At 63.8% G+C, this 13,987-nt stretch carries 13 protein-coding genes; 5 read left to right on the top strand and 8 right to left on the bottom strand.

Annotated features, from left to right (window positions below; genetic code table 11):
• The first annotated feature begins 81 nt into the window (after positions 1–81).
• Positions 82–1,455, top strand: coding sequence for a glutamate--cysteine ligase (locus NKH97_RS05445; protein ID WP_352440705.1), 1,374 nt, complete (start codon positions 82–84; stop codon positions 1,453–1,455).
• A gap of 100 nt (positions 1,456–1,555) precedes the next feature.
• Entirely contained in the window at positions 1,556–2,605 is a 1,050-nt protein-coding gene (locus NKH97_RS05450; RefSeq protein WP_352752463.1) for a DUF937 domain-containing protein, read from the top strand.
• A 157-nt stretch (positions 2,606–2,762) separates the two neighbouring features.
• On the opposite strand, the gene NKH97_RS05455 is transcribed toward NKH97_RS05450, so the two are convergent.
• A complete protein-coding gene (locus NKH97_RS05455; RefSeq protein ID WP_127254768.1) occupies positions 2,763–3,053 on the bottom strand; it encodes a DUF1127 domain-containing protein in 291 nt (96 codons plus the stop codon).
• A 178-nt stretch (positions 3,054–3,231) separates the two neighbouring features.
• On the opposite strand from NKH97_RS05455, the gene NKH97_RS05460 reads away from it, so the two are divergent.
• From NKH97_RS05460 to NKH97_RS05470, 3 genes are all read left to right on the top strand, one after another.
• A complete protein-coding gene (locus tag NKH97_RS05460) occupies positions 3,232–4,188 on the top strand; it encodes a LysR substrate-binding domain-containing protein (RefSeq protein ID WP_027035580.1) in 957 nt (318 codons plus the stop codon).
• Positions 4,189–4,271: 83 nt separating this feature from the next.
• The gene (gene xseA / locus NKH97_RS05465) at positions 4,272–5,903 is read left to right on the top strand and encodes an exodeoxyribonuclease VII large subunit (protein WP_352440707.1); all 1,632 of its coding nucleotides are present in this window, start codon (positions 4,272–4,274) and stop codon (positions 5,901–5,903) included.
• A gap of 4 nt (positions 5,904–5,907) precedes the next feature.
• Positions 5,908–7,026, top strand: coding sequence for a DmpA family aminopeptidase (locus NKH97_RS05470; protein ID WP_352795656.1), 1,119 nt, complete (start codon positions 5,908–5,910; stop codon positions 7,024–7,026).
• A 53-nt stretch (positions 7,027–7,079) separates the two neighbouring features.
• Here the strand turns inward: NKH97_RS05470 and NKH97_RS05475 are convergent, their stop codons facing one another.
• From NKH97_RS05475 to ehuD, 7 genes are all read right to left on the bottom strand, one after another.
• Positions 7,080–7,400, bottom strand: a complete 321-nt coding sequence (locus NKH97_RS05475) for a hypothetical protein (protein WP_245273059.1) — start codon at positions 7,398–7,400, stop codon at positions 7,080–7,082.
• Positions 7,401–7,804: 404 nt separating this feature from the next.
• Positions 7,805–8,803: a N(2)-acetyl-L-2,4-diaminobutanoate deacetylase DoeB gene (doeB, locus tag NKH97_RS05480; RefSeq protein ID WP_023809041.1), complete on the bottom strand. Its 999-nt coding sequence runs from the start codon at positions 8,801–8,803 to the stop codon at positions 7,805–7,807.
• A 5-nt stretch (positions 8,804–8,808) separates the two neighbouring features.
• Complete coding sequence (doeA, locus tag NKH97_RS05485) at positions 8,809–9,987, bottom strand: ectoine hydrolase DoeA (RefSeq protein WP_023809042.1); 1,179 nt, start codon at positions 9,985–9,987, stop codon at positions 8,809–8,811.
• 151 nt (positions 9,988–10,138) lie between these two features.
• Complete coding sequence (eutC, locus tag NKH97_RS05490) at positions 10,139–11,131, bottom strand: ectoine utilization protein EutC (RefSeq protein WP_352440709.1); 993 nt, start codon at positions 11,129–11,131, stop codon at positions 10,139–10,141.
• 232 nt (positions 11,132–11,363) lie between these two features.
• Positions 11,364–12,356 carry a hydroxyectoine utilization dehydratase EutB gene (gene eutB / locus NKH97_RS05495; RefSeq protein WP_352440710.1) on the bottom strand — a complete coding sequence of 331 codons (993 nt, stop codon included), beginning with the start codon at positions 12,354–12,356 and terminating at the stop codon, positions 11,364–11,366.
• A gap of 186 nt (positions 12,357–12,542) precedes the next feature.
• Positions 12,543–13,319, bottom strand: a complete 777-nt coding sequence (gene eutA, locus NKH97_RS05500; RefSeq protein ID WP_352440711.1) for an ectoine utilization protein EutA — start codon at positions 13,317–13,319, stop codon at positions 12,543–12,545.
• Positions 13,320–13,322: 3 nt separating this feature from the next.
• Complete coding sequence (gene ehuD, locus NKH97_RS05505; protein ID WP_352440712.1) at positions 13,323–13,982, bottom strand: ectoine/hydroxyectoine ABC transporter permease subunit EhuD; 660 nt, start codon at positions 13,980–13,982, stop codon at positions 13,323–13,325.
• Positions 13,983–13,987: the final 5 nt, after the last annotated feature.

A 13,987-nucleotide genomic window follows, 5' to 3' on the forward strand; every position in this document is an offset into this window, starting at 1 on the left:
CACTGTAGCATTCCATTGGGGCACATGATCCCCAGCGAAAGTCGAAAGCCGATTTTCGGGGTCATGTGCAGAGGGTTCATAATGGCGCGCGATACGACCGATTTCCGCCCGATCGAAGGTGTCGACGAACTCGTCGAGCATCTGGCCGAAGGCAACAAGCCGCGCGACAAATGGCGCATCGGCACCGAGCACGAGAAATTCCCCTTCTATGTCGACGGCAATGCACCGGTCCCCTATGGCGGCGAGCGCGGCATCCGCGCCATTCTCGAAGGCATGCAGTCAAAGCTCGGCTGGGATCCGATCGTCGATGACGGCCGCATCATTGGCCTGGTCGAACCGACCGGTCAGGGTGCGATTTCGCTGGAACCCGGCGGCCAGTTCGAGCTTTCCGGCGCACCGCTGGAGACGATCCACCAGACCTGCCGGGAGGGCAACGCCCATCTGGCGCAGGTGCGCGAGATCGCCGAGCCGATGGGCATCCGCTTCCTCGGCCTCGGCGGCAGTCCGAAATGGTCGCTGGCCGAGACGCCGAAAATGCCGAAATCGCGCTACGAGATCATGACGCGCTACATGCCCAAGGTTGGTACCAAGGGCCTCGACATGATGTACCGCACCTGCACGATCCAGGTGAATCTCGACTTCGAGAGCGAGGCCGACATGCGCCGCAAGATGCAAGTGTCGTTGAAGCTGCAGCCGCTGTCGACGGCATTGTTCGCCAATTCGCCTTTCACCGAAAGCCACCCGAACGGCTTGCAGAGCTGGCGCGGCGACATCTGGCGCGACACCGACAACCAGCGCTCGGGCCTGCTCGAATTCTGCTTCTCGCCCGATTTCGGCTTTGCCGACTATGTCGAATGGGCGCTCGACGTGCCGATGTATTTCGTCATCCGGGACGACCGCTATCACGACATGACCCACATCACCTTCCGCCAGTTCATGGCCGGGGCCGCGCGCAATGCAGTGCCGGACGGGCTGCCGACAATGGGCGACTGGGCGAACCATCTGTCAACGCTGTTCCCGGACGTGCGGCTGAAGCGCTTCCTCGAGATGCGCGGCGCCGATGGCGGGCCATGGCGGCGCATCTGCGCGCTGCCGGCCTTCTGGGTCGGATTGCTTTATGATGAGGCCGCACTCGATGCCGCCGAGGCGCTGACCTCGAGCTGGACGTATGAAGAAACGCTGGCGATGCGCAACGCCGTGCCGGAACAAGGCATTTCCGCACCGTTCCGCAACACCACGCTGCGCGAGATCGCGCGTGACGTGATGGTCATTTCCCGCATGGGCCTGAAGAACCGTGGCAAGAAGAACCGCGACGGCTACGACGAGACCTCCTTCCTCAACACGTTGGACGAAGTCGTGGCGCGCGGCACCACCAGCGCCGAGGAGATGCTATCGGCCTACCACACGCGCTGGGGCGGCTCGATCGAGCCGGTTTTCATGGAATACGCCTATTAACCCTCGGATTTGGCAAAGCTGACCGGCCGGCAAAAGTCGCTTCAATCGGAAGTGGAAACAAACTAGGCTTCTTCGGCGAGGATTTCCGGAGGAGAGACCAATGCCTTCCTTGTTCGACATGCTGACGCAGGCCCAGAACGGCAACGGCATGCAGGCCCTTGCCCAGCAATACGGGCTCTCGATGCAGCAGACGCAAGCGGCGGTCGCCGCGTTGCTGCCGGCCTTTTCGCAAGGGCTGCAGCGCAACACCGCCGACCCTTACGGGCTCGGCGCCTTCATGACGGCGATGGCCAGCGGCCAGCACGCCAAGTATTTCGAGGACGCAACCCGGGCCTTCTCGCCGCAAGGCGTGGATGAGGGCAACGGCATTCTCGGGCACCTGTTCGGCTCGAAAGACCTGTCTCGCGCCGTGGCCAGCCAGGCGGCGCAAGCCAGCGGCGTCAATCAGCAGATCCTGCAGCAGATGCTGCCGGCGATCGCCTCGATGGTCATGGGCGGGCTGTTCAAGCAGACGACAAATCAGATGCAGGCCGCCGGCGGTTTTGGCGGCGGCGGCAACAATCCGCTCGGCGAGATCATCGAGCAGATGATGCGCCAAGGCGGCGCCATGCAGGCCCCGGCGCCGCAGCCGCGCCAGGCGCCGCAGCCCCAGAATCCAATCGACAATCCGCTCGGCAAGGTGTTGCAGGACATGTTCGGCGGCGGTGCGCCTCAGCCACAGCCGCAAAGCCAGCCGCAGCCGCAGCCTAATCCCTACGGCGACAATCCGCTCGGCAAGGTGCTGCAGGACATGTTCGGCGGTGGCGCGCCTCAGCCGCAGCCGCAAGGGCGGACGCAGCCGCAGCCTCAGCAGACACAGAGCCCCTACGGAGACAATCCGCTGGGGAAAATCTTCGAGGAGATGCTGCGGCAAGGTGGCGGTGGCTTAGGCGGCATCCCTGGCGGACAGCCGGCGCCGCAACAGCCTCAAGCGCCCCCACAGCAGCGTCAGGCACCGCAGCCACAGGCCAATCCGAGCGGCAGGCCAACGAATCCGTTCGACGACCTGTTCGGCAAGATGTTCGAGACCGGCGCCCAGCAGCGTGACGACTACCAGAAGGGCGTGGAGACGATCTTCGACCAGTTCAAGCGGGATATGGATCGGCGGTAGGCGGTCTTCGCTGAGGTAGAAAGAGAAAAGCCCGGTCCTGGGAGGACCGGGCAGAGTGCAGGCGGGCCGGGGGGATCCGGCAGGGAGTGGGAGCCTGCATACTCGTCAGTCGCGTCGAACCCCGAAAAGGTTCACGACCTAAACAACAAGCAACAGATCAGGCCACCTTGCGGGCGATGTCCTCGATCGTTTCGACGCGATCGCTGGCGATTTCGCGCAGCATCGCCGTCGGGTCGCGGCCAAACGGCACGTCGATGGCGACGTGCAGGTCGGCGCGCGTCAGGCCGATATCGGCGAGTTCGGCGTCCGACATCTCGCCAAGGCGATAAAAGGCGCGGCGGTTTTTCCAGGCGCGATAGATGTTGGAGACGGTGTTGGCCACGCGAGTCGCAACGGCCGGACGCGAGGTGATGCGCGAGGTCTCGGTGGCGAAATCGAACGTGGTCATTGTCGGTCTCCTTCAGACTCGAACGGGCAAAGCCTTGCAATCGGCGCTGGCGACAGCGGCCGTTCCGGCTTCGATTCACATGCCTTCATGTGGACAATACCAATTTGCCATCGAGTGATTGATTAATCCAACGAATGTTTCTAATCTTTACCATCAACACTAGTGATGGATCATGTCGATGAAATCGCCGCTCGATCTCGATCAATTGCAGACCTTCATCTCGATCGCCGATACCGGCAGCTTCACCAGGGCGGCCGAAGAGGTGCACCGGACCCAGTCGGCGGTTTCGATGCAGATGCGCCGTCTGGAGGAGCGGCTCGGCAAGCCGCTGTTCGAAAAGGACGGGCGCACCAACAGGCTGACCGAGGAAGGCGACAAGCTGCTCTCCTATGCGCGGCGGCTGCTCTATCTCAACCGTGAGACGCTGGCTGCCTTCGATGACCGGCGGCTCGAAGGCACGATCCGCATCGGCACGCCCGACGACTATGCCGATCGTTTCCTGCCCGAGATCATGGCGCGGTTCACGCGCTCCAATCCGCGCGTCGAACTGACCGTCATCTGCGAGCCGACGCCGGGGCTGGTCGAGCATATCAAGCGCGGCAATCTCGACCTCGCGCTGGTGACTCACAACGACGTACGCGGCCAGTCGGAGGTGGTGCGGCGCGAACCGCTGCTGTGGGTCACCTCGGCCAACCATGCGACGCATGAGCAGGAAACGCTGCCGATGGCCTTTGGCCGGCCGAACTGCATCTGGCGGCGCGCCGCCGTCGATGTGCTCGACCAGCAGAACCGCGACTATCGCATCCTGTTCACCAGTTTCTCGGCCACCGTCATCACCGCCGCGGTGCTTTCCGGGCTGGCGATCTCGGTGCTGCCGGAATGCGCGCTGCGGCCCGGCATGCGGGTGCTGAGCGAAGCCGACGGCTTCGGCGCCCTGCCCGATTGCCGCATCGGTATCATGCGCGGCCAGACGTCGCGGCCGGAGATCGTCGATGCGCTCGCCCGCCATATTTCGGAAAGCCTGGACAATATCTCCGTCCCGGTCGGCGAAGACCCCGGGACATTCGATTTCGCAGCACTCGCCTTCACCAAGCTGCGGCGAACCAAGCCGAACCAGATTCTGCCCGGCTGGTAGGCAGGGTCAGGTATGCGGGTTATGAACGGCTGGCCCGACGCAACCGCCTTGACGCGGGCGCCCAACCGTTCCCCAATCGGCCGATGAGCGAAGCAGCATCCGAATCACGCACCAACGCCGCCGAATATACGGTGAGCGAGATTTCCGGCGCGCTGAAGCGCACGGTCGAGGACGTTTTCGGCAATGTGCGGGTGCGTGGCGAAATATCAGGCTATCGCGGGCCGCATTCCTCAGGTCATGCCTATTTCGCGCTGAAGGACGACCGCGCCCGGCTCGACGCCGTGGTGTGGAAAGGCACGATGAGCCGGCTGAAATTCCGTCCCGAAGAGGGCATGGAGGTGATCGCCACCGGTAAGCTCACCACCTATCCCGGCAAGTCCAACTACCAGATCGTCATCGACAATCTGGAGCCTGCCGGCGCCGGCGCGCTGATGGCGCTGCTGGAGGAGCGCAAGCGGCGGCTACAGGCCGAGGGGCTGTTCGATGCCGGCCGCAAGCGGTTGCTGCCATTCATGCCGCGCATCATCGGCGTCGTCACCTCGCCGACAGGATCCGTCATCCGAGACATCATCCACCGCATCAAGGACCGCTTTCCGCTGCACATCCTGGTCTGGCCGGTGCGTGTTCAGGGCGAGATGTCAGGCGCGGAAGTGACTGCTGCGGTCAACGGCTTCAACGCGCTGGCATGGGATGGCGCCATCCAGCGTCCCGATCTGTTGATCGTGGCGCGTGGCGGCGGCAGCCTCGAAGACCTCTGGGGCTTCAACGACGAGGCGCTCGCCCGCGCGGTTGCCGCTTCCGGCATTCCGGTGATCTCGGCTGTCGGCCACGAGACCGACTGGACGCTGATCGACCTCGTTGCCGATGTGCGGGCGCCGACGCCGACGGGTGCGGCCGAAATCGCTGTGCCGGTGAAGGCGGACCTTGAAGCAACGCTTGCCAGCCTCGGTGCGCGGCTGAAAGCGGCGGTCCTGCGCAATTTCGAGCGCAAACGGCAGGCTGCTCGTGCGGCGGCCCGCGCACTGCCTTCGCCCGACCAATTGCTGGCGCTGCCGCGCCGACGCCTCGATGAGGCGACATCCAGGCTCGGCCGGGGCCTGTTGGTCTCCACCGAACGTAAGCGTGCAAGGTTTTTTGCCGTAAAGCTGACACCGGCAATGCTGTCGCAGCGCATTGCCGAGGCGCGGCGCACCAACGAACGCAATCTTTTGCGAGCACAAGGGGCATTGCGAACGTTGGCAAGAGCCCGGCGTGCGGAGCTTAACCGAGCGGCGGATCAATTGCCAAAATGTGCCAGGGCATCGCTGCAGCGGCACAAGCAGCAATTGACCATGCTGCAAGGCCGCATCACGATCGAGCCGACGGCACGGCGGCAACGCGTGCAGAGGGATTTGCTGACAGCTTTGACAAGACGCGGCACGCAAGCAGTGGTGCTCAGGCTGGAGCGCCTGCGCGGCCGCGTCGTCCAGGCCGACAGGCTGATGGCAACACTGTCGCACAAGGCCGTCCTGGCGCGCGGCTTTGCGCTGGTGAGGGATGCGGATGGCGCGGTGATCAAGCAGGCTGCCGATGTGGCGTCGGGAATGGCGCTTTCGCTCGAGTTCGCCGACGGCACCGCCGATGCGGTGGCGATCAGCGGCACGGCAAAACCGAAAGCCGTGGCCAAGCCGGCGGCCAAGGCCAAAGAGCCTGGCAATCAGGGATCCCTGTTCTGACACCATGACCGACAATCCGCATCATCTGACAACGCCCTCAGGCAAACCGCGCGCGCGGAATTTCGGCATCGGCTTCGACGGGCGGCCCGGACCGTTCAATGCGATCACCGACGTGCCCGGCGTGGCTGTCGGCTATGCGACGCTGATCTCGGGCGATGGCGCGCTTGTCGTCGGCGGGGGACCAGTGCGCACCGGCGTGACCGCGATCCTGCCCAGGCCGCTCGCCGACCTCGCCACGCCGGTCTTCGCCGGCATCTTCAGCCAGAACGGAAACGGCGAACTGACCGGCTCGCACATCGTCGAGGAAACCGGGGCTTTCAACTTCCCGATCACCATCACCAACACGCATTCCTGCGGTGTTTCACGCGACGGCACGCTGCGCTGGATGCAAAGCGTGCTGCCGGCAGCGCTCGACAGCGGCTGGGGGCTGCCGGTGGCGGCGGAGACCTATGACGGCTTCCTCAACGACATCAACGGTCACCATTTGACGTCAGCGCATGTTGCGCAGGCCCTCGACGGCGCCGCCGGCGGACCGATCGAGGAAGGCAGCGTCGGCGGCGGTACCGGCATGATCACTTTCGGCTTCAAGGCCGGCTCCGGCACCGCATCGCGCATCGTCGAATGGCACGGCCGTGCCTACACCGTCGGCGCCTTCGTGCAGTCTAATTTTGGAAAACGGCGCAATATCACCATTCGCGGCCTGCGCGTCGGGTCGGAACTCGTCGAGCCGGCGGTCCGCGAAGGCACACCGCGTGCTGAAAAGGGCTCGATCATTGCCGTCGTCGCCACCGACGCACCGTTCCTGCCGCATCAGATGAAGCGGCTGGCCCGCCGGGTGCCGCTCGGCGTCGCCATGACCGGCGGCTTCGGCTATCACAGCTCAGGCGACATTTTTATCGCCTTCTCAACCGCCAATGCGAGCGCAGCGCTGGCGCCCTCCGGCCGCATCGCCAGCGCCAATTTTATTCCGGACACCGATATCGATCCGTTTTTCGATGCGGTGATCCAGACCGTGGAGGAAGCAATCCTCAACGCGGTGGTTGCCAACGACGATATGACCGGACGCGACGGAAATTTCGTGCCGGCGCTGCCGAAGGCGTGGCTGAAGGAGAAGTTTGGCTGAAGACAAAAACGCGGGCCAGAAGCCCGCGCTGGAACAACGTCGCCGCTATGCGATCATTCCGCGGCTTTTCCGGGGGGCTGCTGGCTTTCCTCGGCCTCGGCGGCTTCCTCAAGCCGGGATGCGATAAGTTCCTGGATATCGCCGACTTCTTCCTGGATGTCCTCCAGCGGGATGCCGACCTCGGCCGCCTCGGCGGCGCACTCCTTGGCCAGGGTTTCGGCCTGCTTGTCGATCCTTGCCTGGGAGGACTGGCAATGGACCTTTTCGCCGATCCATCCCCGCAAGAATTCGATGGCGTGTTCACTCATACTGCTGTTCCCTGGCGGCAAAGCCGGTTGGTAATCATAAACGTCGACATCCCGCAAAGGATGCATGTCCCCATTCCAGCCGAGTCGCGGTCGGCCGGCAAGCCAATGCCGTCCAAGGTCCACAGAGCCATAGGAAATCGAGGGGTCAAGAGCATTTTCTGATTCTGGAGGAGTCGGTACCGTTGGCTAGGTCACGCCCAGCGCTGCGCCACTGTTTCTATTTGCTTTTTTCCGGTTTCCGAGCCGATTTCCGTCACAATAGATGGCGCAACATACTACACATTCACAGTTGCTTCGAGGTGTGGCCCTCGAGCGCGCGGGTCGAAGCCGCCGCTATATAGTGACATCCTCCTGCAATGTCGACTCCGCTCGCCATGCTGCTTCTTTCCGCCGCGCCGAAGGCTCCGCAACGGACCAAGAGCAAGTGACGATGGACGCGAACGGGGTGGAGCAAGCCTCGGCGGAATCGCTCAGACGGGCACAGCCACCACCGCCGCGCAGTCGCCGGCCTTGACCAGCCCGGGGAAATGCCGCGCCGCCAGCATGCCCGACATTTTTGCCTGGATCTCCTGCGGGGCGATGCCGGTGCGGCCGGTGGAATGGATGCGCGCCAGCACCGCGCCCTTTTCGACGGGTTCACCGAGATCGACCATGGTTTCGATCATGCCGTCATCTTCGGCGAAGGAGAAACAATCGCCCGATGGCATATCCAACCACTGGGTTGAGGTCTTCTCCACCGCACCGGCGACAATGCCGGCGTGGCGCAGCACGTTGAGAATGCCGTGCCGCGCGATCCGCACGGTTTGCGCGCGCGACGTGCCGCCGCCGCCAAGCTCGGTGCTGACGAAGACCTTGCCCATCTCCTCGGCTGCCGTGTCATACATGCCGATGGCGTCGATTTCGATCATGCGCATCGAGAACGGGGCGGCGAAGGCTGCGACCGCGTCGAAGGCTTTCTGTTCCAGCGCCTTGTCGGGCAAGGTGTGCGCGGCGCAGAACGGCACGAAGTCCAGCGTCTTGCCGCCGGAATGGAAGTCGAACACGATGTCGGCGCGGGGGAGCAGCTCACGCTGGAAATAGTCGGCGATCTTTTCGGTCACCGTTCCGTCCGGCCGGCCGGGAAAGCTGCGGTTCATGTTGCCCTTGTCGATCGGCGAGGTGCGCTTGCCGGCACGGAAGGCCGGATAGTTCATTGCCGGCACGATGATCACCGTGCCGCTGACATCTTTCGGGTCGAGCGTGCGGGCGAGATCGTAAAGGGCCAGCGGTCCCTCATACTCATCGCCATGGTTGCCCCCGGTCAGCAGCGCTGCCGGCCCGTTGCCGTTGCGGATGACGCAGATCGGGATCATCACCGAGCCCCACGCGGAATCGTCGCGGCTGTAGGGCAAGCGCAGGAAACCGTGCTGGATGCCGTCGCGGTCGAAATCGACGGTCGGCGCGATCGGCGACGGGCGGGTGCTGGACATCGGGCTCAATCCTTCACCGCCAGCTTACGCGGCACATTGGCCAGGCACTCTACACCGGTTTCGGTGATCAGGATGGACTCGGTGATTTCCAGTCCCATCGTTTCCAGCCACAGGCCGGTCATGAAATGGAAGGTCATGCCGGGCTTGAGTTCGGTGCGGTCGCCGGGACGCAGGCTCATCGTGCGCTCGCCCCAGTCCGGCGGATAGGACAGTCCGATCGAATAGCCGGTGCGGTTGTCCTTGATGATGCCGTATCGCTTGAGGACACCGAAGAAGGCGTTGGCAATGTCCTCGCAGGCGTTGCCGGGTTTCGCCGCGGCCAGCCCCGCTTCCATGCCTTCCAGCGTCGCCTTCTCGGCATCGAGGAATTCCTGCGTCGGCTTGCCGAGGAAGACGGTGCGCGACAGCGGGCAGTGATAGCGATTGTAGCAGCCGGCAATCTCGAAGAAGGTGCCCTCGCCCCGCTTCATCGGTCTGTCATCCCAGGTCAGATGCGGCGCCGAGGCATCGGCACCCGACGGCAGCAGCGGCACGATCGCCGGATAATCACCGCCGATACCGTCGACGCCGCGCGTGCCGGCATCATAGATTTCGGCAACGAGATCGCATTTGCGCATGCCGACCTCGATCTTGTCGAAGATGCGCTGGTGCATCGCTTCGACGATGCGGGCCGCCTTGCGCATATAGTCGATCTCGGTCGGGCTCTTCACCGCACGCTGCCAGTTGACCAGCGCGGTGGCATCGACAAAGCGGGCATTGGGCAAATGCTTCTGCAGCGACGCGAAGGCGGCCGCCGAGAACCAGTAATTGTCCATTTCGACGCCGACTGTCAGCTTGCCCCAGCCGCGATCCGCAAGCACGCTCGCCAAAAAATCCATCGGGTGGCGCTCGGTCGACTGCACATAGTGGTCGGCATAGCCGACGATGTTGTCGTGCGCGAGATAGGCGGTGCGCTTGGCGCCGTTGGCGTCCTGGCCGCGGCCGTACCAGACCGGCTCGCCCGAAGGCGGCACGATAACCGCCTGGTGCACATAGAACGACCAGCCATCATAGCCGGTCAACCAGGCCATATTGGAAGGATCGCTGATAACAAGAAGATCGACGCCCTTCACCTCCATGGCTTTGCGCGTTTTGGCGAGACGATCCGCAAATTCGCCGCGCGAGAACTTCAGGTTCGGTTGCATTGTTCTTGGTCCTCGTTTGTTGGGCCTTGCGGCCGGTATCAGCTTTGAATCCAACTCGTCGTTCTTGTTTGAGAGTGATCTCTGGACAAAACGGAAACTGTTTGTCCGAGAAAACCTGTTCCCACTTTTCCGGATCACGCTTTGGCCAGCATCAGCTTTCGAAAATCGTTCCGGAGTTGGCCACCCTCGCGCGATCTCGAGCGAGCGTGGCGATCGCCGTGTCCTGGACGCCAGTGCCGGTGAGGTCGGCGATGGTGATGTCGCTGGCCGAGCGCCGGCCATGTTTTTCGCCGGCGATGATCTGGCCGAGTTCGGTCACCTCTTCCTCGGCGGCCATCACGCCCGCCGCGATGGCATGGTGCAGCTCACCCAACCGCCTTGTCTGGCGGGCACTGTCGGCGACATAGAGATCGGCCATGCGCAGGATTGCCGGCGCGATCTCGTTCTTATGCTCGGCGTCGGAACCCATCGCGGTGATGTGCTGGCCGGCGGAAACGAATCCCGCCTTGATCAGCGGCTCGGTCGAAGGCGTGGTGGTGACGATGATGTCGGCGCCGGCGACCGCGTTTGCCGCGTCGGATTCAGCGCGCACGACGATGCCGATCTTTTCGCGCAGGGCTCCGGCGGTCGCCTCGGCCTTTGCCGCATCGCGCGCCCAGATGCGCGCCTCGGCAATCGGCCGCACCAGCATGAGGGATTCCAATTGCAATCCGGCCTGGACGCCGGCGCCGAAGATCGCGGCAACGGACGAGTCCTGCCGCGACAGATGTTTGGCGGCGACGGCGCCGGCGGCAGCCGTGCGGACGTCGGTGAGATAGCCATTGTCGAGCAACAGCGCCTCGACTAGGCCGGTCTTGGCCGAAAGCAGCACCATCATGCCGTTGACGCTGGGCAGGCCGAGCTTCGGATTGTCGAAGAAGCCGGGGCTGATCTTGATGGCGAAGCCGTCAATGCCCGGCACATAGGCTGTCTTCACGTCGACCTCGCCGTGGTACTCGGGAATGTCGAGCCGCAGGATCGGCGGCATCGCCACCGGCAGGGTAGCGAGCGCGCGGAAAGCGTTTTCAATGCAGGCGACGGCATCGAGATCGAGTGTCACGATCGCCCGCAACTCTTTCTCGGTAAGGATGGTCATCCGGCTCATGCGGCGCGCTCCGGAGTGGCAAGCTCTGCAAAGGACAGCGTTCTGTCACACCCCCCTCTGTCCTGCCGGACATCTCCCCCGCAAGGGGGGAGATTGGACTTCATCTTTGCCTTCGCCAATCTCAGACGCCGCAAGAAAAGCGGCAGCATCGAAGCTGCCGATCTCCCCCCTTGCGGGGGAGATGTCCGGCAGGACAGAGGGGGGTGTGAAGAAACTCGGCGTGAAAGACGTTTCATCCGGCGCGACCCGCATTTATCGAAGTGTCACCGCAGACGATTTTCCGATGCAGCTCCATATCAATGTTTCGGCCAGAAAGAAGCACAACCACCGGCCCGTTCGCCGTAATCTTGCCGGCGAGCAGTGCGGCGATGCCGACCGCGCCGGCGCCCTCGACGATCTCGCGCTCCTGCGCATAGGCGTGGCGGATGCCGGCGGCGATCTCGTCTTCGCTGAGCAGGACGACATCGTCGAGCAGGTCGCGGCACATGGCGAAGGTCAGCCGGTTGTCGAGGCCGATGCCACCACCGAGCGAATCCGCCAGCGTCGGCAATTCTTCCACCAGCACCGGCTGGCCCGCATCGAGGCTGGCCTTCATCGCCGCGCCACGCGCCATCGAGACACCGACGACTTTTGTCCGGGGGCTGACGCCTTTGATGGCTGTAGCAACCCCTGATGCGAGCCCACCGCCGGAGATCTGGGCCAGAACGAGGGCGGCATCCGGGACCTGCTCGATCATCTCAAGCCCGAGCGTGCCTTGCCCGGCGATAATGTCGGGATGGTCGAAGGGCGGCAGCATAACCAGCCCCTCTTGCGCCACCAGCCGATCGACCTCCTGCTGGGCATCGTCCTGGCTGTCGCCGACGATGCGGACTTCCGCGCCAAGCCGGCGGATCTCGTCGAGCTTGTTGCCGGGCACCAGGCGCGACATGCAGATTACGGCGCGCATGCCCTCAAGCTTCGTCGCATGCGCCAGCGCGCGGCCGTGATTGCCGGTCGAGGCCGCGACCACGCCCCGCGCCTTCTGTTCGGCGTTCAACGAGGCGACGGCGTTCGAGGCGCCACGCAGCTTGAAGCTGCCGGTGGTCTGGCGATGCTCGAGCTTGAGGTGAACGGGGACGCCGAACTGTTCCGAGAGGCTGTGGGACAAGACGGTTGGCGTGCGCTCGACTTTACCAGCGATACGCTCACGGGCGGTACGGATGTCGGTGAGAATGACGGCGGGCATCACGAAACGCCCCCCTCTGGCCTGCCGGCCATCTCCCCCTCAAGGGGGGAGATTAGCGGCTGCAACACCTTCGCCAATTGTCGATGTTGCAGGAAGAGCGGTGACGCATGAACTGCCAATCTCCCCCCTTGAGGGGGAGATAGCCGGCAGGCCAGAGGGGGGTGCTCGCTCACACTGGACATAATCTTACTGAACCAAGGGCAACGTCATCAGCCGCCCGAACTCAGGATGCGGCGCCTCATCCCCGCACAATCTCAGGCAGTTCCAGGCGGTCGCCTGGTTGCTGGTCACCACGGGACGTCCAATAGAATTTTCCATGCCGGTGACCGCGAGGGCGCTACGCAGCGCCGTGCACGACACGAACAGCGCATCGGCGCTGGCGTCGGTCGCTTCACGCGCCAGGTCGACAAGCGTTGCCGGTGCGATGCGTGCCATCTCGCGGTCGTCCTCGAAGCCGAGGCAGGTGAAGCTGACGATCTCGAAGCCGCGCGCGGCGAAATAGGCGGCCATCGGCCTGGATGTCTCGACCGTGTAGGGAGTGAGAATGCTGATCTTGTTTGCGCCCAGAGCACGCAGCCCGCGCACGCCCGCCATCGGCGGTGTGACCACCGGCACGCCGGGCTTTGCGACCTGGATCGCCGCCTCGATCTCGGCATCGCCGATCACCACCGAGGCCGAAGTGCAGGAATAGCAGATGGCATCGAGCTTCTCGTCCGGCAGGATCAGGGCCGCGCCCGCCGTCAGCGCCGGCTGCATCTTGCGCAGGTTTTCAGGCGTCGTCGGGTTGGCATAGGGAATGCGCGCGACATAGACGCCGACCCGCTCGCCCGCCACCATGCGGCGGAAATCCGGTTCGCTGGTATGGTCGGTGGCCAGGATAATCAGGCCGACGCGCCGCTCCAGCGGGCGCGCATCCAGCGCCGACCGTTTCGGGTAGACCTTGATCTCGGGCAAGGGTTTCATCGGCTACCTCTCGATCTTGCCGTAGCGGCGTTCCAGCCAGCGCAGCAGCACGACCGAAAACAGACTGATGACCAGGAAGAAAGCACCGACCAGGGTGATCGGCTCGATATAGCGATAGTAGGTGTTGGCGACGCTTTTGGCCTGGTTCATCAGTTCCAGCACGGTGATTGCCGACAGCAGCGGCGTTTCCTTGAACATGGCGATGAAGTAATTGGCGAGCGCCGGTATCATCGGCGGGATAGCCTGCGGAATGATGATGTTGGTCCAGGTCTGCGTGGCGCTCAGATTGCACGCCTTGGCCGCTTCCCACTGGCCGCGCGGCACATTGTCGATGCCGGCGCGATAAACTTCCGCCGTGTAGGTGCCGTAGTGCAGCCCGAGCCCGATGACACCGGCGACCAGCGGCGGCAGCAGGATGCCGATGTCGGGCAGCACGTAGAAAATGAAATAGAGCTGCACCAGCAATGGCGTGCCGCGGATGAACTCTGCGAGGAAGCCGACCGTGCGCGACAGCGCTTTGTTGGGCGAGCGGCGCGCAAGCGCAATGCCAAGCCCGACGATCGCCGCCAGCACCGAGCCGAGCAGCGTCGCCAGGATGGTGATCTTCACCCCCTGGATCAGCGTCGGCATGATTTCCCAGACGAAGTTCCAATCCCACTCCATCAGCA

The organism is Mesorhizobium sp. M0870, from assembly GCF_040319775.1.
Classification (GTDB): Bacteria; Pseudomonadota; Alphaproteobacteria; order Rhizobiales; family Rhizobiaceae; genus Mesorhizobium.

Bases quoted from the DNA above. Each gene is read 5' to 3' on its own strand.
- NKH97_RS05475 (WP_245273059.1), bottom strand. From the start codon at position 7,400: ATGCATCCTTTGCGGGATGTCGACGTTTATGATTACCAACCGGCTTTG.
- xseA (WP_352440707.1), top strand. From the start codon at position 4,272: ATGAGCGAAGCAGCATCCGAATCACGCACCAACGCCGCCGAATATACG.
- NKH97_RS05470 (WP_352795656.1), top strand. From the start codon at position 5,908: ATGACCGACAATCCGCATCATCTGACAACGCCCTCAGGCAAACCGCGC.
- ehuD (WP_352440712.1), bottom strand. From the start codon at position 13,982: ATGGAGTGGGATTGGAACTTCGTCTGGGAAATCATGCCGACGCTGATC.
- NKH97_RS05455 (WP_127254768.1), bottom strand. From the start codon at position 3,053: ATGACCACGTTCGATTTCGCCACCGAGACCTCGCGCATCACCTCGCGT.
- NKH97_RS05445 (WP_352440705.1), top strand. From the start codon at position 82: ATGGCGCGCGATACGACCGATTTCCGCCCGATCGAAGGTGTCGACGAA.
- eutB (WP_352440710.1), bottom strand. From the start codon at position 12,356: ATGCCCGCCGTCATTCTCACCGACATCCGTACCGCCCGTGAGCGTATC.
- NKH97_RS05450 (WP_352752463.1), top strand. From the start codon at position 1,556: ATGCCTTCCTTGTTCGACATGCTGACGCAGGCCCAGAACGGCAACGGC.
- eutA (WP_352440711.1), bottom strand. From the start codon at position 13,319: ATGAAACCCTTGCCCGAGATCAAGGTCTACCCGAAACGGTCGGCGCTG.
- doeA (WP_023809042.1), bottom strand. From the start codon at position 9,987: ATGCAACCGAACCTGAAGTTCTCGCGCGGCGAATTTGCGGATCGTCTC.
- doeB (WP_023809041.1), bottom strand. From the start codon at position 8,803: ATGTCCAGCACCCGCCCGTCGCCGATCGCGCCGACCGTCGATTTCGAC.
- eutC (WP_352440709.1), bottom strand. From the start codon at position 11,131: ATGAGCCGGATGACCATCCTTACCGAGAAAGAGTTGCGGGCGATCGTG.
- NKH97_RS05460 (WP_027035580.1), top strand. From the start codon at position 3,232: ATGAAATCGCCGCTCGATCTCGATCAATTGCAGACCTTCATCTCGATC.